The sequence below is a fragment of the Pseudomonas sp. AC239 genome (assembly GCF_979258545.1).
The window spans coordinates 26,509-46,193 of sequence record NZ_OZ409864.1 but is presented as its reverse complement, the minus strand read 5'-3'; the positions used below and the strand labels follow the sequence as shown (position 1 = coordinate 46,193).

Annotated in this window: 7 protein-coding genes; 3 read left to right on the top strand and 4 right to left on the bottom strand. The window is 61.8% G+C overall.

Features of this window, described 5'->3' with window-relative positions:
* Positions 1 to 148 precede the first annotated feature (148 nt).
* The 3 genes from ACZ0AZ_RS00185 to ACZ0AZ_RS00175 all read left to right on the top strand — a co-directional run bounded on the left by ACZ0AZ_RS00185 (position 149) and on the right by ACZ0AZ_RS00175 (position 15,353).
* The gene (locus ACZ0AZ_RS00185) at positions 149 to 13,147 is read left to right on the top strand and encodes a non-ribosomal peptide synthetase (RefSeq protein ID WP_463538532.1); all 12,999 of its coding nucleotides are present in this window, start codon (positions 149 to 151) and stop codon (positions 13,145 to 13,147) included.
* 192 nt (positions 13,148 to 13,339) lie between these two features.
* Positions 13,340 to 14,164 carry an alpha/beta fold hydrolase gene (locus ACZ0AZ_RS00180; protein ID WP_463538531.1) on the top strand — a complete coding sequence of 275 codons (825 nt, stop codon included), beginning with the start codon at positions 13,340 to 13,342 and terminating at the stop codon, positions 14,162 to 14,164.
* Positions 14,165 to 14,324: 160 nt separating this feature from the next.
* Complete coding sequence (locus ACZ0AZ_RS00175; RefSeq protein ID WP_463538530.1) at positions 14,325 to 15,353, top strand: ParB/Srx family N-terminal domain-containing protein; 1,029 nt, start codon at positions 14,325 to 14,327, stop codon at positions 15,351 to 15,353.
* 30 nt (positions 15,354 to 15,383) lie between these two features.
* On the opposite strand, the gene dsbG is transcribed toward ACZ0AZ_RS00175, so the two are convergent.
* The 4 genes from dsbG to ACZ0AZ_RS00155 all read right to left on the bottom strand — a co-directional run bounded on the left by dsbG (position 15,384) and on the right by ACZ0AZ_RS00155 (position 19,534).
* The gene (dsbG, locus tag ACZ0AZ_RS00170; protein ID WP_039759820.1) at positions 15,384 to 16,154 is read right to left on the bottom strand and encodes a thiol:disulfide interchange protein DsbG; all 771 of its coding nucleotides are present in this window, start codon (positions 16,152 to 16,154) and stop codon (positions 15,384 to 15,386) included.
* Positions 16,130 to 17,011 carry a TlpA disulfide reductase family protein gene (locus ACZ0AZ_RS00165; protein ID WP_039759818.1) on the bottom strand — a complete coding sequence of 294 codons (882 nt, stop codon included), beginning with the start codon at positions 17,009 to 17,011 and terminating at the stop codon, positions 16,130 to 16,132. Before ACZ0AZ_RS00165 ends, dsbG begins: the two co-directional genes overlap by 25 nt.
* Positions 17,011 to 18,744 carry a protein-disulfide reductase DsbD gene (gene dsbD, locus ACZ0AZ_RS00160; RefSeq protein WP_129997283.1) on the bottom strand — a complete coding sequence of 578 codons (1,734 nt, stop codon included), beginning with the start codon at positions 18,742 to 18,744 and terminating at the stop codon, positions 17,011 to 17,013. Before dsbD ends, ACZ0AZ_RS00165 begins: the two co-directional genes overlap by 1 nt.
* Before the next feature lie 97 nt (positions 18,745 to 18,841).
* Positions 18,842 to 19,534, bottom strand: coding sequence for a hypothetical protein (locus ACZ0AZ_RS00155; RefSeq protein ID WP_129997282.1), 693 nt, complete (start codon positions 19,532 to 19,534; stop codon positions 18,842 to 18,844).
* Between the last annotated feature and the right edge of the window lie 151 nt (positions 19,535 to 19,685).

Here is a 19,685-nt window from a genome sequence, read left to right as displayed (position 1 = left end):
TTGGTGAATGGTGCCGGGTGCAGATCCCCGGCCCCAGCGCATTTCGAAGCCTCGCGCGGTCGGCACAGACCGCGCCCCGCACGCCTCTCGACAGGTGTGACGCAGCTACCCGATTCCACTTGCAAGCCGAATTCAGGCAGGAAACCTCATGACCGACGCGTTCGAACTCCCCAGCAGCCTGGTCCATGCCCTCAAGCGTCGCGCGGCCCTGACGCCGGACCGAACAGCCCTGCGTTTTCTCGCCGACAATGCCGACCAGGCTGTGGTGCTCAGCTATCGCGAACTGGATCAACGCGCGCGCACCATTGCCGCCGCGTTGCAGGCCGAGGCCGGTTTCGGTGAGCGTGCGGTGCTGCTGTTTCCCAGTGGCGCGGATTACGTCGCGGCGTTTTTCGGCTGCCTGTATGCCGGTGTGATCGCGGTGCCGGCCTATCCGCCGGAGTCCGCGCGTCGTCATCACCAGGAGCGTTTGCTGTCGATCATCGCCGACGCCGAGCCCAAGCTGTTGCTGACCAGCGCCGATCTGCGCGATGCCTTGCAACAAATCGACGGCGCACCGCCGCTGTTGTGTGTCGACACCCTCGACAGCGCACTGGCCGAACAGTGGGTTGAACCGAGCCTGCCAGCCGAGCACATCGCCTTCCTGCAATACACCTCCGGCTCCACCGCGTTGCCCAAGGGTGTGCAGGTCAGCCATGGCAACCTGGTCGCCAATGAACTGCTGATCCGTCACGGTTTCGGCATCGACGTTAATCCGGACGATGTCATCGTCAGTTGGTTGCCGCTGTACCACGACATGGGTTTGATCGGCGGTCTGCTGCAACCGATATTCAGCGGCGTGCCGTGCATTCTGATGTCGCCGGCCTACTTCCTCGGCCGGCCGTTGCGCTGGCTGGAAGCGATTGCCGAATACGGCGGCACCATCAGCGGCGGGCCGGATTTCGCCTACCGCTTGTGCAGTGAACGGGTCAGCGAGTCGGCCCTTGAGCGCCTCGATCTGAGCCGTTGGCGCGTGGCCTATTCCGGCTCCGAGCCGATCCGCCTCGACACCCTCGAGCGCTTCGCGGAAAAATTCGCCGCCTGCGGTTTCAGCGAAAACAGTTTCATGGCCTCGTACGGTCTGGCCGAGGCGACCCTGTTTGTCGCTGGCACACCGCGCGGCACCGGCATCCCGGCGCTGCGTGTGGACGATCAGGCGCTGGCGCAAAACTGCGCCGAGCCGGGCGACGGCAGCGCGATCATGAGCTGCGGCATCAGCCAGCCGGAACACGCGGTGCTGATCGTCGAACCGAATACCCTCGAAGAACTCGCCGATAACGCCGTCGGTGAAGTCTGGGCTGCGGGCCCGAGCATCGCCCACGGTTACTGGCGCAACCCCGAAGCCAGCGCCAAGACCTTCGTGCAGCACGCCGGCCGCACCTGGTTGCGCACCGGCGACCTGGGTTTTATCCGTGACGGCGAACTGTTCGTCACCGGGCGCCTGAAAGACATGCTCATCGTTCGTGGTCACAACCTCTATCCGCAGGACATCGAGCAGACCGTCGAGCGCGAAGTCGAAGTGGTGCGCAAGGGCCGTGTAGCGGCGTTCGCGGTCACTCACCAGGGCGAAGAGGGCATCGGCATCGCTGCGGAAATCAGCCGCAGCGTGCAGAAAATCCTTGCGCCAGATGCGCTGATCAAAGCCATTCGCCAAGCCGTGGCCGAGGCGTATCAGGAGGCGCCAAGCGTGGTGGTGCTGCTCAATCCGGGCGCGTTGCCGAAAACCTCCAGCGGCAAACTGCAGCGCTCGGCGTGCCGCAATCGTCTGGCTGATGGCAGCCTCGACAGTTACGCGCTGTTCCCTTCGATCACAGCCGCAACGGAAAACGCGACCAGCAGCACTTCGGACCTTGAAGCGTTGATCGGGCAAATCTGGGCCGAGCAACTCAACGTCAAGCAGGTCAACGCCGACGATCACTTTTTCCTGCTCGGCGGCAACTCGATCGCCGCCACGCAAGTGGTCGCGCGGGTTCGCGACGCACTCGGTGTCGAGCTGAGCCTGCGCCTGCTGTTCGAAGCGCCCACCCTGTGCGCCTTCGCCGCCGCTGTGGCGCAGCAACAACAGACTGGCGGCAGCACCCACGATGCAATCAGCACGTTATCGCGCAGCGAACCGATGCCACAGTCGCTGGCACAAAACCGCCTGTGGATCACTTGGCAACTCGATCCACAGAGCAGCGCCTACAACATTCCCGGTGGCCTGCGCCTGCGGGGCGAGCTGGACGTAAACGCCGTGCGCGGCAGCTTCCAGCAACTGATCGAACGCCATGAATCACTGCGCACACGTTTCTTCGAACGCGACGGTGTGGCATTGCAGCAAGTGCTCGCGGATGCCGAATTCAACCTGCAACTGATCGACATCAGCGACTTGCCAATGCCCGAGCGTGAAGCCCGTGCCGAGCAGATTCGCGAAGACCAGGCGCGCACTCGGTTCGATCTGGAAAAAGGCCCGTTGCTGGCGGTGACACTGGTGCGTCTCGATGATGAAGAGCATCAATTGCTGGTGACGATGCACCACATCATCGCCGACGGTTGGTCGCTGAATATTCTTCTCGACGAATTCTCGCGCCTCTATGCCGCCGCTACCCAAGGTGCAACGGCGACGCTGGCAGCGCTGCCCACGCAATACGCCGACTACGGCAACTGGCAGCGGCAATGGCTGGCGCAAGGCGAGGGCGAGCGGCAACTGGCGTACTGGAAAGCGCAACTGGGCGAAGACCATCCGACGCTGGAACTGGCCACCGATCACCCGCGCTCGACCAGAACCAACCACAGCGCCGCGCGCCACAGCGTGCGCTTGAGTAGCAAGCTCAGCGAGGCGATCCGCCAGACCGCGCAGGCCCACGAGGCCACGCCGTTCATGCTCCTGCTCGCCGCATTCCAAAGTTTGCTGCACCGCTACAGCGGACAGCGCGACATTCGCATCGGCGTGCCCAACGCCAACCGTCCGCGCCTGGAAACCCAAAGCCTGATCGGCTTCTTCATCAATACCCAGGTGTTGCGTGCGCAAATCGATTCGCGCCTGACATTTGCCGAGCTGCTGAACCAGACCCGCCAGGCCGCACTCGGCGCCCAGGCCCATCAGGATCTGCCCTTCGAACAACTGCTCGAAGCTTTCCCGCAGGCCCGCGAACAGGGACTGTTCCAGGTCATGTTCAACCATCAGCAGCGCGACCTCAGTGCGCTCAAGCGCCTGCCCGGTCTGCTCGCCGAAGAACTGCCGTGGCACAGCCGCGAGGCCAAGTTCGATCTGCAATTGCACAGCGAAGAGGATCGCAACGGGCGCCTGAGCCTGTCGTTCGACTACGCCAGCGAACTGTTCGACGCCGCGACCATCGAGCGCCTGGCCGAGCATTTCCATAATCTGCTCAGCGAAGTTTGCCAACGGCCGCAGCAGGCTATCGGCGACCTGCGCTTGCTGACCGCCAGCGAGCAGAATCAGCTAAAGGACTGGAGCGTCGCACCCTGCACCCCGGCGCGACACTGGCTGCCGGAACTGCTCGAGCAACAACTGCGCAGCACCCCGCAACGCACCGCACTGCTGTGGGACGGCGGTAGCCTGGATTTTGCCGAGCTGCACGCGCAAGCCAACCGCCTCGCCCATTACCTGCGCGACAAAGGCGTTGGCCCGGACGTGTGCGTGGCCATCGCCGCCGAGCGTTCGCCGCAACTGCTGATCGGCCTGCTGGCGATCATCAAGGCCGGCGGCGCCTATGTGCCGCTTGATCCGGATTATCCGGCCGAACGCCTCGCGTACATGCTCAGTGACAGCGGCGTTGAATTGCTCCTGACCCAGACGCAATTGCTCGAGCGTTTGCCGGCCAGCGACGGCGTCAGCGTGATCGCCATGGATGCGCTGCACCTGGATAAATGGCCGAGCCAGGCACCGGGCCTGCACCTGCACGGCGACAACCTCGCCTATGTGATTTACACCTCGGGTTCCACCGGGCAACCGAAAGGCGTCGGCAACACCCACGCCGCGCTGGCCGAGCGCCTGCAATGGATGCAGGACACTTACCGCCTCGACGAAACCGACGTGCTGATGCAAAAAGCGCCGATCAGTTTCGACGTCTCGGTGTGGGAATGCTTCTGGCCGCTGATCACTGGCGCGCGTCTGCTGCTTGCCGCCCCCGGCGAGCACCGTGACCCACATCGCATTGCGCAACTGATCCAGAAGCACGGCGTGACCACGCTGCACTTCGTGCCGCCGCTGCTGGCGCTGTTCATCGACGAGCCGCTGAGTGCCGAGTGCACCAGCCTGCGCCGGGTGTTTTCCGGCGGTGAAGCCTTGCCCGCCGAGTTGCGCAACCGGGTACTGGCGCAATTGCCAGCGGTGCAGTTACACAACCGCTACGGGCCGACGGAAACCGCGATCAACGTCACCCATTGGCACTGCACAACTGCCGATGGCGAGCGCTCACCGATTGGCCGGCCGCTGGGCAATGTGGTCTGCCGCATCCTTGATGCCGATCTCAATCCAGTGCCGGCGGGTGTCGCGGGTGAACTGTGCGTCAGCGGTCTTGGTCTGGCTCGCGGTTACCTTGGTCGTCCAGCGTTGACCGCCGAGCGTTTTGTCGTCGATCCACTGGGCGAGCAGGGCGCCCGTTTGTACCGCACCGGCGACCGTGCGCGCTGGTCTTCGGATGGCGTGATCGAATACCTCGGCCGTCTCGATCAGCAGGTCAAGCTGCGTGGCTTTCGCGTCGAACCGGAAGAAATCCAGGCGCGACTGCTGGCGCAAAATGGCGTCGCCCAGGCCGTGGTACTGGTGCGCGAAACCGCTACCGGTGGGCAACTGATCGGCTACTTCACGGCGAGCGATACGCAGGAAAATGCCGACCAACAAATCGCTCGGCTGAAGAACGCTTTGGCCGCTGAGCTGCCGGATTACATGGTCCCGGCGCAACTGCTGCGTCTCGACGCGATGCCGCTCAGCCCCAGCGGCAAACTCGACCGCCGCGCCTTGCCCGAGCCGCAATGGCAAGTGCGTGAACACATCGAACCGGTCACTGAGCTGGAGCAACAGATCGCCGGCATCTGGCGCGAGGTGCTCGGCCTGAGCCAGGTCGGCCTGCGTGATGATTTCTTCGCCCTCGGCGGTCACTCGCTGCTGGCCACGCAAATCATTTCACGCACACGTCAGGCCTGTGACGTGGAGCTGCCGCTGCGCACCTTGTTCGAGCACAGCGAACTGGGCGATTACGCCGAACAGATTCGCCTGATCCAAGTCAGCGGTCGCACCAATCAACAGTTGCCGATTGCAAAAATCGACCGCAGCCAAGCGGTGCCGCTGTCCTATTCGCAGCAGCGCATGTGGTTCCTCTGGCAGATGGAACCGGACAGCCCGGCGTACAACGTCGGCGGTATGGCGCGCTTGCGCGGCGTGCTGCATGTCGAGCATTTCGAGGCCGCGTTGCAGGCGCTGATCCTGCGCCACGAAACCTTGCGCACCACATTCCCAAGTGTCGATGGCGTCGCCCGCCAACAGGTGCATGCCGAGACCGGTGTGCGCATGGGCTGGAAGGATTTTTCCAGCCTGCCGGCGCAGCTGCGCGAGCAACAAGTGCAACAACTGGCTGACGCAGAAGCGCACCAGCCGTTCGATCTGGAAACCGGACCGCTGCTGCGCGCCTGCCTGGTCAAGACCGCCGAGCACGAGCATTACTTCGTTCTGACCCTGCACCACATCGTCACCGAAGGCTGGGCGATGGACATCTTTGCCCGGGAACTCAGTGCGCTGTACGAAGCGTTCGTCGATGAGCGGGAAACACCGCTTGAGCCGCTGCCGGTGCAATACCTCGACTACAGCGTCTGGCAGCGTAACTGGCTGGAGTCCGGCGAGCGCCAGCGCCAGCTCGACTACTGGACCGCGCAACTCGGTCGTGAGCATCCGCTGCTGGAACTGCCCGGCGACCGTCCCCGTCCGCCGGTGCAGAGCCATCAGGGCGAGCTGTTCCGTTTCGACCTAAGCGACGATCTCGCCGCGCGCGTGCGGACGTTCAATGCGCAAAACGGCCTGACCCTGTTCATGACCATGACCGCCGCGCTCGCCACGTTGCTCTACCGCTACAGCGGCCAGACCGACCTGCGCATCGGCGCACCAGTGGCCAACCGCATCCGCCCTGAAAGCGAAGGGCTGATCGGGGCGTTCCTCAACACCCAGGTGCTGCGTTGCCAGCTCGACGGGCAGATGTCGGTCGGCGAATTGTTCGAGCAGGTGCGCCACACCGTGATCGAAGGCCAGTCCCATCAGGATCTGCCGTTCGATCATCTGGTCGAAGCCTTGCAGCCGCCACGCAGCGCGGCTTACAACCCGCTGTTCCAGGTGATGTGCAACGTGCAGCGCTGGGAATTCCAGCAGAGCCGCACGCTCGCTGGTATGACCGTCGAGTACCTGGCCAACGATGCGCGGGCGACCAAGTTCGACCTCAATCTGGAAGTCACCGATCTCGACCATCGCCTCGGCTGCTGCCTGACTTACAGCACCGACCTGTTCGACGAACCGACCATCGAACGCATGGCCAGGCATTGGCGCAACCTGCTTGAAGCGTTGATCGCTGATCCACAGCAGCGCCTCAGCGAACTGCCGTTGCTCGACAACACCGAGCAACAGCAGCTGCTCGACAGCCTCGGTGTCGAGCCGGGCGAGCATCGTCTCGACCAGTGCATCCATCATCTGTTCGCCGAACAGGCACTGGCGCGCCGAGACGCACCGGCGCTGACCTTTGCCGGGCAGACCCTGAGCTATGCCGAACTCGATGCCCGGGCCAATCGTCTGGCCTGGGCGCTGCGTGAGCGCGGCGTCGGCCCGCAAGTGCGGGTCGGTCTGGCGCTGGAGCGTTCGCTGGAACTGGTCATCGGCCTGCTGGCGATTCTCAAGGCTGGCGGCGCCTATGTGCCGCTGGATCCGGAGTACCCGCTCGACCGTCTGTACTACATGATTGAAGACAGCCGAATCGGCCTGCTGCTCAGCGATCGGGCGATGTTCGAAGCCCTCGGTGAGTTGCCGCCAAGCGCGGCGCGCTGGTGTCTGGAAGATGACAGCGCGGCATTGGCCGACTACCCGGCCAGCGAGCTGCCGTTTATCAGCCTGCCGCAACATCAGGCCTACTTGATTTACACCTCGGGCTCGACCGGCAAACCGAAAGGCGTGGTGGTCTCCCACGGCGAAATTGCCATGCACTGTCAGGCCGTGATCGAACGTTTCGGCATGCGCCCGGACGACTGTGAACTGCATTTCTATTCGATCAACTTCGACGCCGCCACCGAGCGTTTGTTGGTGCCGCTGCTCAGCGGTGCGCAGGTGGTGCTGCGGGCGCAAGGCCAATGGGACGCGGAAGAAATCTGCGGCTTGATTCGTGCGCATCGGATCAACGTCCTCGGCTTTACGCCAAGCTACGGCAGCCAGTTGGCGCAGTTCCTTGCCACGCAGAATGAAGCCCTCCCGGTGCGGATGATCATCACCGGCGGCGAAGCACTGACCGGCGAGCATCTACAGCGCATCCGCGCGGCGTTCCAGCCGGCGCAGTTCTTCAACGCCTACGGCCCGACCGAAACCGTGGTCATGCCGCTGGCCAGTCTGGCGCCGCAGGTGCTGGAAGAGGGCGCCGGCAGTGTGCCGATCGGCAGCGTGATCGGTGCTCGGGTCGCGTACATTCTTGATGCCGATCTGGCCTTGGTGCCGCAAGGCGCGACCGGTGAATTGTTTGTCGGCGGCGCCGGTCTGGCTCAGGCCTATCACGACCGCCCGGGCATCAGCGCCGAGCGTTTTGTCGCGGACCCGTTTGCCGCTGACGGCGGGCGCATGTATCGCACCGGCGACCTGGTGCGCCAGCGTGCCGATGGTTTGGTCGAGTATCTGGGGCGGATCGACCATCAAGTGAAAATCCGCGGTTTCCGCATCGAACTGGGCGAGATCGAAACGCGCCTGCTCGATCACCCTTCGATCCGCGAAGCAGTGGTGCTGGCGCTGGATGCGCCGAGTGGCAAGCAGTTGGTGGGTTACCTCGTTACGGAGGTCGCCGACCAGAGCGAAGCGCAACAGGCTGAACTGCGCGAAGCGCTCAAGTCGCACCTCAAGGCGCAACTGCCGGACTACATGGTGCCGACCCACCTGATGCTGCTGGCAAGCATGCCACTGACCGCCAACGGCAAACTCGACCGTCGCGCCTTGCCGGCGCCGGATCCGCAGCTCAATCGTCAGGACTATGTCGCGCCAAGCAATGAGCTGGAGCAGACCCTGGCGCAGATCTGGTGCGATGTGCTCAACGTCAGGCAGGTCGGCCTCAACGACAACTTCTTCGAACTCGGCGGCGACTCGATTCTGTCGATTCAAGTGGTCAGCCGCGCGCGTCAGCAGGGCATTCATTTCAGTCCGCGCGACCTGTTCCAGCATCAGACCGTGCAGACGCTCGCCGCCGTTGCCAGTCGCACCCAGCAAGTGACAGCCGAGCAAGGCCTGGTGGTCGGCGAGTCGCGTCTGACGCCGATTCAGCACTGGTTCTTTGATACGGACATTCCCCAGCGCCAGCACTGGAATCAGGCGCTGTTGCTGGAACCGACTGCGCGCCTCGAGCCGCAACGATTGCAGCAAGCTTTGCTGGCCGTGATCGAGCAGCACGATGCGCTGCGTCTGCGTTTCACTGAAACCGATGATGCATGGCAAGCGACGCATCAAGCGCTGACGAATGAGGATGTGCTCTGGCAAGTCAGCGTCGATTCGCTGGATCGGTGCGAATCTCTGTTCGCCGACGCGCAACGCAGTCTGCATTTGCACAACGGCCCATTACTGCGCGCAGTGCTGGTCGATGTTGCGGGTGGTCAGCAGCGCCTGTTCATCGCCATCCACCACTTGGTGGTCGACGGCGTTTCCTGGCGCGTTTTGCTGGATGATCTGCAAACCGCCTATCGCCAGCTCGACGCTGCGCAGCCGCTGAAACTGCCGGCGAAAACCAGCGCCTTCAAGGACTGGGCCGCGCGTTTGCAGGCTTACGCCGGCAGCGAATCGCTGCGTGAGGAATTGAGCTGGTGGCAGGCGCAACTGGCCGGGCCGAGCGCTGATCTGCCTTGCGAAAACCCGCAGGGCGGCAGGCAGAATCGCCATGCGCAAACCGTCAGCGTGCGCCTCGACGCCGAGCGCACCCGACAGTTGTTGCAACAGGCGCCGAGCGCTTACCGCACCCAGGTCAACGACCTGCTGCTGACCGCGCTGGCCCGTGTGCTGTGCCGCTGGAGCGGTCAGCCTTCTGCTCTGATTCAACTGGAAGGCCACGGTCGCGAAACCCTGTTCGACGAGATCGACCTGACCCGCACGGTCGGCTGGTTCACCAGCGCTTACCCGCTGCGCCTGACCCCGCATGATGTCGAAGAAGCCGCCGGGCAGGGCGCTTCGATCAAAGCGATCAAAGAGCAATTGCGCGCCGTGCCGCACAAAGGTCTCGGTTATGGCGTGCTGCGTTATCTCGCCGATGACGGCTGCCGCCATAGCATGGCCGCGCTGCCGCAGGCGCCGGTCACCTTCAATTACCTCGGCCAGTTCGACCAGAGCTTCGGCAGCGATGCGCTGTTCCGTCCGCTGGATGAGGCGGTCGGTGCCGCCCACGATCCGCAGGCGCCGTTGCCCACCGAGCTGAGTGTCGACAGTCAGGTTTACGGTGGTGAGCTGCTGCTGCGCTGGACTTTCAGTGCCGAGCGTTACGAGGCGCAAACCATTAACGATCTGGCCGCCGCTTACCTCGGCGAGTTGCAAAGCCTGATCGCCCATTGTCTGCAAGACGAAGCCGGCGGCCTGACGCCGTCGGACTTCCCGCTGGCCAGACTGACTCAGGCGCAACTCGATGCGCTGCCGGTGCCGGCCGCGCATATCGAAGATGTCTACCCGCTGACGCCGATGCAGGAAGGCATGTTGCTGCACACCTTGCTCGAGCCGGGCACCGGTCTGTACTACATGCAGGATCGTTATCGCATCAACAGCGAACTCGACCCCGAGCGTTTCGCCCAGGCCTGGCAAGCGGTGGTCGCCCGTCATGAAGCTTTGCGCGCTTCGTTCTGCTGGAACGTTGGCGAAGACATGCTGCAAGTGATTCATACGCCGGGACGTACGCCGATCGAGTATCTGGACTGGAGCGCCGTTGCCGAAAACGAGCAGGAACCACAGCTGCAAGAGCTGCTGAAAATCGAGCGCGAGGCCGGTTTTGATCTGCTCAATCAGGCGCCATTCCACCTGCGCCTGATCAAGGTCGGCGCGGCGCGCTACTGGTTCATGATGAGCAACCACCACATCCTCATCGACGCCTGGTGCCGTTCGCTGCTGATGAACGATTTCTTCGAGATCTATACCGCCCTCGGTGAAGGTCGCGAAGCGCAGTTGAGCGTGCCGCCGCGCTATCGCGATTACATCGGCTGGCTGCAACGTCAGAGCCTGGCCGAGGCGCGGCAGTGGTGGCGGCAGAATCTGCAAGGCTTCGAGCGCACCACGCCGATCCCGAGCGACCGGCCGTTCCTGCGCGAACACGCCGGCGAAAGTGGCGGCATGATCGTTGGTGATCGTTACACCCGCCTCAATGTTGAGGACGGTGCACGGCTGCGGGAACTGGCGCAGGCCCATCAACTGACCGTCAATACTTTCGCCCAAGCGGCGTGGGCGCTGGTTCTGCGGCGCCTGAGCGGCGATCGCGACGTGCTCTTCGGCGTCACCGTGGCCGGGCGCCCGGTGGACATGCCGGAGATGCAGCGCACTGTTGGTCTGTTCATCAACAGCATTGCCCTGAGGGTTAAGATGCCCGAGGACGGTCAGCGCAGCAGCGTGCGTCAGTGGCTGAGCGCATTGCTCGACAGCAACATGCAACTGCGCGAGTACGAATACCTGCCGCTGGTGAACATCCAGGAACAGAGCGAATTGCCCAAAGGCCAGCCGCTGTTCGACAGCCTCTTCGTCTTCGAAAACGCTCCGGTGGAAGTCTCGGTGCTCGACCGTGCGCAGAGTTTGAATGCGACCTCGGATTCCGGCCGCACCCACACCAACTTCCCGTTGACGGCGGTGTGTTACCCGGGTGATGACCTTGGCTTGCACCTGTCCTATGACCAGCGTTACTTCGACGAATCGACGGTCGAGCGCATGCTCGCTGAGTTCAAGCGCCTGCTGCTGGCGCTGGTCGACGGCTTCCATGGCGACATGGCCGATTTGCCGCTGCTGGGCGACGAAGAACGCGACTTCCTGTTGCACGGTTGCAACCAGAGCGGCCATGACTATCCGCTGGAGCAAAGCTACGTGGCGTTGTTCGAAGCGCAGGTCGCGGCGCATCCGCAGCGCATTGCCGCCAGTTGCCTCGATCAGCAATTGAGCTATGCCGAACTGAATCAAAACGCCAACCGCCTCGGCCATGCTCTGGTCGCTGCCGGTGTGCGCATGGATCAACCGGTGGCGCTGCTGGCCGAGCGTAATCTCGACCTGCTCGGCATGATCATCGGCAGCTTAAAGGCCGGCGCTGGTTATCTGCCGCTGGATCCGGGCCTTCCGAGCCAGCGCCTGAGCCGCATCATCGAGCTCAGCCGCACGCCGTTGCTGGTGTGCAGCGCAGCCTGCCGCGAACAGGCGCAAACCCTGCTCGAGGAATTTGGCTGTTCGAATCGTCCGCGCTTGTTGGTGTGGGAAGAGGTCCAGGCGTCGGCCGCAGCGACGCACAATCCTGGCATCCACAGTGGCCCGGACAATCTCGCCTATGTGATCTACACCTCGGGTTCGACCGGGCTGCCTAAAGGCGTGATGGTCGAGCAGCGCGGCATGCTCAACAACCAGTTGAGCAAACGTCCTTACCTCGACTTGAGCGAGGCCGATGTGATCGGGCAGACCGCCTCGCAAAGCTTCGACATTTCCGTCTGGCAGTTCCTTGCCGCGCCGTTGTTCGGCGCGCGGGTCGACATCGTACCGAATGCGATTGCCCACGATCCGCAAGGTCTGCTGGCGCATGTACAGGCGCAGGGCATCACCGTGCTGGAAAGTGTGCCGTCGCTGATTCAGGGCATGCTCGCCGCTGATCACATGAGCCTCGACGGCTTGCGCTGGATGTTGCCGACCGGTGAAGCGATGCCGCCGGAACTGGCCCATCAATGGCTGCTGCGTTACCCGGACATTGGTCTGGTCAATGCTTACGGCCCGGCGGAATGCTCGGATGACGTGGCGTTCTTCCGCGTCGACATGGCGTCGACGCGCGGCAGCTATTTGCCGATCGGCACGCCGACCGACAATAACTCGCTGTACCTGGTCGATGGCGCGCTGGATCTGGTGCCGCTCGGCGCGGTGGGCGAATTATGCGTGGCTGGTACCGGCGTCGGGCGCGGCTATGTCAGCGATCCGCTGCGCACCGCGCCGGTGTTTGTGCCGAACCCGTTCGGCGCGCCGGGCGAGCGTCTGTATCGCACCGGTGATCTGGCGCGGCGCCGCACCGATGGCGTGCTGGAATACGTCGGCCGCGTCGATCATCAAGTGAAGATTCGCGGTTACCGTATCGAGCTCGGTGAAATCGAAGCGCGCCTGCACGAACAACCGGAAGTGCGCGACGCTGCGGTGGGTGTGCAGGAAGGCGTCAACGGCAAGCATTTGGTGGGCTATCTGGTCGCGGCCGATGCAGCGCTCAATCCGGGCGAACGTTTGGAACTGATCAAGCAGCGCCTGCGCGCAGAACTGCCGGAATACATGGTCCCGCTGCACTGGCTATGGCTGGAGCAAATGCCCCTGAATGCCAACGGCAAACTCGACCGCAAAGCCTTGCCGGCACTGGAAATCGGTCAGTTGCAAAGTGCGGATTATCTGGCGCCGCGCAATCCACTGGAGCAGACCCTGGCTGATATCTGGGCCGAGGTGCTGAAAGTGGAAAAGGTCGGCGTGCGCGACAACTTCTTCGAACTGGGCGGGCATTCGCTGCTGGCTACGCAAATTGCATCGCGGGTACAAAAAGCCCTGCAACGCAACGTGCCGCTGCGCGCGATGTTCGAATGCAGCACGGTGGAGGAACTGGCCGAATACATCGATGGACTGGCGGCCAGTGACATTACAGAGGAGAAGGTTGATCGGTTGAATGATCTGATGGCGGAGCTGGAGGGGTTGTAGTTCTTCAGCGCCTGGGCCGGCCTCTTCGCGAGCAGGCTCGCTCCCACACAGGATCTGTGGTGTTTACAAAACCTCTGTGGGAGCGAGCCTGCTCGCGAATGGCGTCTGTACATTGCCGTACATTTCCATCCTTGACGATCAACAACCGGCAGCTCAGTCTGCCGGTTCTGTTTTTTCTCGCGGAGGTGGTCGATGCCCTTTTTCACGGTTGACGGACAAGCACTGCACTACATTGATCAAGGCACCGGCCCGGCCGTGTTGCTGGCTGGCAGTTATCTCTGGGATCAAGCGATGTGGGCGCCGCAGATCGCCGCGCTGACCCCGCACTATCGCGTCATTGCCCTGGATCTGTGGGGGCATGGCGAGTCCGGCAAGTTACCCGAAGGCACCACATCGCTGGATGACATTGCCCGACAGGCGCAGGCCTTGCTCGATCACCTGGACATTGATCGCGTCACCCTCGTCGGGCTTTCGGTCGGCGGCATGTGGGGCGCGCGTTTGGCATTGTCCGCACCGCAACGTCTCAACGGTCTGGTGCTGATGGACACCTACGTCGGCGTCGAGCCGGAACCGACCCGGCAGTATTACTTCTCGCTGTTCAAGCAGATCGAAGACAGCGGGACCATCTCCGAACAACTGCTCGACATCGTCGTGCCGATCTTCTTCCGCCCGGGCATCGACCCGCAGTCGGCGCTGTATCAGGACTTCCGCGCAAAACTGCAGGGCTACTCGCCCGAGCGTCTGCGCGACAGCATTGTACCGATGGGACGCATCACGTTTGGCCGCGACGATCTGTTGCCACGCCTGGGCGAGCTGAACCCGGCGTCGACACTGGTGCTGTGCGGCGATCAGGACAAACCGCGACCACCGTCGGAAGCCCGGGAAATGGCTGAATTGATTGGCTGCCCGTGTGTGCTGGTACCGGAGGCGGGGCATATCTCCAATCTGGAGAATCACGAGTTTGTCACTGAGGCACTGCTGGCGTTTCTGGCCGAGCGCAACCGCAAGACCGAGTGAGCTTCATTCGTGAGCAGGCTCGCTCCCACAGTTAATCGCATTCTTGCTGAGGGAATGCAGTCAACCGTGGGAGCGAGCCTGCTCGCGAAAGGGCCTCTCAGGGCACAATACAATCGCGAGTGTGAAACTCATCTGTAAAAGCATTTGATAAGGGAACGACGTGCAACAGTTCTGGTGGCGTGACCTCAAGGATCTCGAGGACAAGTGGGTTGGATTGAGTATTGAGGTCAACCGATCGAAATCAAGCAAACCGCCGCTTCATCTGCAAAGTGGCAACAACGGGCGGATGAAGTTGATGCTCAATGAAAGCCCACTCTTCTGGGCGACCATTGCCATCTCATATTACGGTGCTTGGCTGGTTCGCAATCCGCGGCCCGTTCAACTCGAATCGCCATCCGTGCCACCCATCGGTTCGGCTGACGTTCAGGAGCACTTTGAATTACCCGTCCAAGAGCGCTTCCCGCGCTGGTGTCGCTATTTCATCAACCAGTTGATGAACAATCAGGCGGACTTTCTCTATCCCGGCCACTGGGTGGCGCGCCCTTTATTGCCAGCAGTTAGCCGATACAAACCCGTCGCAGGTCGGGATGGCTGGTATTTTTCCACCCCGGCCGATGCGTCCAGTCATTTGCCCAACTGGTACGCGCGCGGCGAGGGCATTCTCGACAATGTGCAACCGCACACCGTGCATTGGCTTGATTGGGATTTGGGGCACTTGATCGGTCTGCACACGGTGGACCCTTTGGCAGGTCGCCTCAAATGGTGGCGCAAAAAAGCCAGGGAGGGCAGCTTGCCGCCGGTCCTGCTCTGGTATGTGGGTGGGCTGTGTTCTTACGTGATCATCGATGGACATTACAGATTGCAGGCCGCGCTCGATGAAGGTCTCAAACCTGATTTCATTGTCCTGAGCTCGACCAAAGCCCAGCAAATCAAACCATGCGAAGCAACGCAACAGCGCGTGTCCGGTTCGTTGGTATTGCAGAATGCGAGAAATCCCAAGTTCAACGTTCACACATTCAATCAGGCGCTGATCAATACGTTTGACGACCGTCCCTGGCATTGGGCGGGGACGCACGCTTGGGCCGGTATTCCCTCAGACCAAGCGTGGTGCGCTGAGGTGACAACCTTTCTCACGGAACAGGGAAAGACTGAGCACTTGCAGGACATTATCGAACGGTGTGAGTACTGATCAACCCGCACCGGTCAGTGCTTGTGAAGGCTATTTCGGCCCGAGAATCTTCACCAACTTGTCCGGCGAAGGCGCGCCTTGCTGTTGTTGCAGTTCGCCTTTGTCATCCAGATAGAAAATCGCCGGGGTGGCCTGCAGTTCGAGGTCTTCCATCAACTGCATGTTGGTCGCGAGTTTGGTTTGCACGGCGACCGGGATGTCTTTCAAGGCCTTCAGCGCGCTGCCCTTGCCGGCTTTTTCGTGATCTTCCAGGGCTTTGGCCGGGTCTTTCGCTGCCAGCAGCGCGGCTGACTTGCCAGGGCTGTCTTCGCGGATGATGCCGACCATGATGTGGCGCAACTGCACCTTGCCCGCCTTGACCCATGGCCGTGCCTGTTCCCAGAACATGTTGCAGTATGGGCAGTTCGGGTCGCTGAACAGGTACACCGTGCGCGGCGCGTCCTTGTTGCCGTCCTGAATCCAGTTGCTAGCCTCGAACTTGGCCCAGACTTCCTTGGACATCGGCGCGTAGACGAGTTTTTGCAAAGGTTCGCTGCTCAGGTCCTTGCCGTCGGCATCGTACAGATTGCCCACCACGACGTGTTTGCCGTCCGGGGTCAGGTACAGCGCCATGCCGCGATTCTGGTATTGCGCGGCGTACCCGCGCAGGCCATCGGGGGCGTCGAACTGGCCGACGATTTTCGCGCCCTTGGCTTCGATCTTTTTGATCGCCGCGGGCAGTTCTTCAGCAGCCTGCACCGACGGCAAGTGCAGCAGGGCAGTGCCCAGGGTCAGCGTCAGCAGGTGGCGGAGGCGGGGCATGGCAGTTTCCTTGCAGAGTTGGCCGGGGCAACGGCCTGATTCGGGCTTGAAGGTGAAGTGTCGAAGGTTTCCAGGGCGCGGGCGAGGCTGGCGTTCGACAGTTCACCGAGATGACTGGTCAGCAAGCGACCGTCCGGGCTATAGAACAGCGTAGTCGGTAACGCCATGGAACCCACGGCCTGACCGAGACGGCCATTGCGGTCGAACAGCACGTTGTTCAGGCTCAGGCCCTGGGTTTCCAGAAATGTCGCCACGCTTTGCATGCTTTCGGCCTGATTGACGAACAGGAAGGTCAGGTCCGGTCGCTGCTGTTGGGCGTTTTCCAGCACCGGCATTTCTCGCCGGCACGGCGGGCACCAGGTCGCCCACAGGTTGATCACCAGCGGGCCGCCCTGATAGTCACTGAGCTTGATCTTTTCCCCGGCGGCGTTGCGCAGGGAAATATCCGGCAGCCGCGTACCCTGTTCATAGATGTTCAGCGACAGGGTGGCAAGCAGCCAGAACGCTACGCCACTGACCACGCCGAAGCCCAGCGGGCGTCGCAGTCCGGGGCGCCGCCAGCCGCGATACAACGCCGCCAACAACAGAACGATCACCCCGGGCCAGGCGAGGAAACCACCGTCGCGCAGATCGATGATCTGCCACGGGTCATTGCGATAGTGCGACCAGTACAGAGCGACAAACGCAATGCGCGCCGCAAGCATGCCCAGCAAGAACAGGCTGAACAGCGCCGACTCGGGGTTATCGCCGCCGCGCTTGGCCACCCGCCAGCCGACAAACGTCGCCAGCGCCAAAGCACTGATCAGCAGCAGGTGGTTGAGCGCGATGGCGAAAGTGCCGAGGGTGAACGTCAGCATCAGTTGGCGTCTCGGGTAGTGGACCAGCGTTGCAGGAAGGTGTCGGCATCGACCTCGCCAGTGATGCGCTGGCTGCGGCGTTCTTCGCCGTCAGCGCCGATCCAGATGAACGTCGGCGGCCCCGGCACTTTGTAGCGACTGAGCAGGTCGCGGCTGGCGGCGTTGTCGGCGGTCACATCCAGGCGCAGCAGGCGCACATCACTCAATGCCTGCATGACTTTGGCCTCGCCGAATACCTTCTTCTCCATGACCTTGCACGACACACACCAATCGGCGTAGTAATCGAGCAGTACCCACTGGCCCTGAGCCTTGGCCGCGTCGAGTTCACGTTGTAGAACGGCCGGCTCCTTGATCGTCGTGAAGGCATCGTGACCTGTCGGCGCTGCGCTGGCGACACGGCCGGCGCTGTAGACCTGCAACGGCTGATACGGATCATCGCTGCCGCCCGCCGCACCGATCACCAACACGCTGCCCCACAAACCGAGCAAAAGGGACAGGGCGCCAAACATCTGCGCGACGCGGCCAAACCCTGCGGATTGTTTCCAGGCGCTGTAAGCCGCAATCACCAGCAGCGCGCCACACAGACCCAGCCACAACGACGAATCCAGCACCGGACGCAGCATCAGCAATGCGGTTGCGAGAAAGAGGAAGCCGAATATGCCCTTGAGCAGATTCATCCATGCGCCGGGTTTCGGCAGGAAGCGGTTGCCGACGGTGACCAGCAGCAACAGCGGCACACCGATGCCGATGCCCAGCGCAAACAGGATCAGACCACCGTGCAAGGCGTTACCGCTTTGCGCGATGTACAGCAGCGCACCGGCCAGTGGCGCGGTCATGCACGGCCCGACCAACAGACCGGACAATGCGCCCAGCACACCGGCGCCGATCAGGCTGCCGCCGCTGCGGCTGCGCGACGCATGTTCAAGTCGATCACGCAGTGCCACCGGCAGTTGCAGCTCGAAGAAGCCGAACATCGGCAATGCCAGCACCACGAAAATCGTTGCAAACGCACCGAGCAGCCAAGGGTTCTGCAACCACGCCTGCAGGTTTGCACCGAGCAGCGCTGCAATCACACCCATCGCCGCATAGACCAGCGCCATGCAGATCACGTAGCTGCTTGCCAAGGCAAACCCGCGCCGAGGCGTGGCACCACTGCCGACAATCATGCCGGCCAGAATCGGCAGCATCGGCAGCGAACACGGCGTGAACGCCAACAGCAGACCAAGACCGAAGAACACCAACAGGCTCCAGCCCAGCGCCCGTTGTTGCAGGCTGCTGGCCAAGACCTGATCCGGCGCTTCAGCGCCCGTTGTTGCTGCGGCTTTGCCGCCCAGATCGATCACCCGGGTTTGCGGTGGGTAGCACAGACCGGCATCGGCGCAGCCCTGATAACTGACCTTGATCTGACCACTGGCCGCCGCCGGGATCTTCACTTCCAGCCCTTGCCGATAGACCGGCTGCTCGCCGAAGAACTCATCGCTGTGGGATTCGCCTTCAGGCAGCACCGGCTGCTGATCGGCGGCCAGTCCGTCGAATTTCAAACGTTTTTGATAGAGGTAGTAGCCGTCGGTGATCTGCCAGAACAGCTGGGTTTCGCCTGAATCCAGACGCTCGGAAGTCAGTACGAATGCCTTGTCGACGGGTAAAAAGTCCGGCTTGGACTCGAACGGATTGTTTCCGGCCTGAGCCAGACCGGAAATCAGCAGAGCAAACAGAAGAAAAAAATGACGCATGGAGGAGCCTTGTCCCTGTGCAAGTGGGGTGCAGGATGGGCGGCGGCGATTAACCGATAATTAACCCTATCCTACTAGCCTCGCCGGGATTGACCAATCAGCCACGCAGCAGGCCGGGCCAATTGTCGTCATTGATTGTTGTGGGGCCGGAAACCAGTCGGTCGGATTGAATGTTGTAGGTCAAATACTGATTATTGGTGAGGAAGATGTACCAGTAGCTGTCCGCGAATGTCCGGTCATTCTGTGCCGCAGTGATAATTCGGTCTTTATAGGGTTTCAGCGCGCCTAGTTGATATTCGCCGAAGCGGTTGCGCGTAAGGGTCTTGGCCTTGTAGTTGAAAGAGAGATAGTGTCCATCATCAAGGATAAATCGGAACAGGAAGGGGTGGCCGGTAAGTTGAAACCAGGTGCCGGCGATAATCTTGTCGAAATAAGGAAGGATCGGCTTCCAGATAGAGTCAGCGACCTTGTAGAAAGCAGCCACCTTATCGTTGTCCTGGTCATATTTGCAGACCATCGGGGTTGTTCCCTGATAAAAGAACAACCAGGCAATATCCTCGTCACTGCCGGCATTCCAGCCAAACGAAGTGGTGGTCAAGCCGAAGCGCAGGTCCTTTGTATAAGGGTCGAAAGTATCCCAGCTGCCAGAAGTGGAGGCTGGATAATTTTTCGATACGCTATTGTCGCCAATATCAAAGCGCGAATAAGTGTCGGTGTCCTTGAAAAAGAAATAAATTCGATCGGGGCCGGAGCGCCAGTCTATGGCGACGAAGTTATTCAAGTTGCTCATGTTTTAAATTCCGTTTAAAAGTGGATTCGAAGCGGCAGGCAGAAACTAAATGAAGTCATGTTTTCGATACAGTCCGGAATTGTTTCTGGATGGGTAAACAGCAAAAAAAGAGTTGTGACGCTGGGCCTCGCATTCGCCGCTGATACGCGAT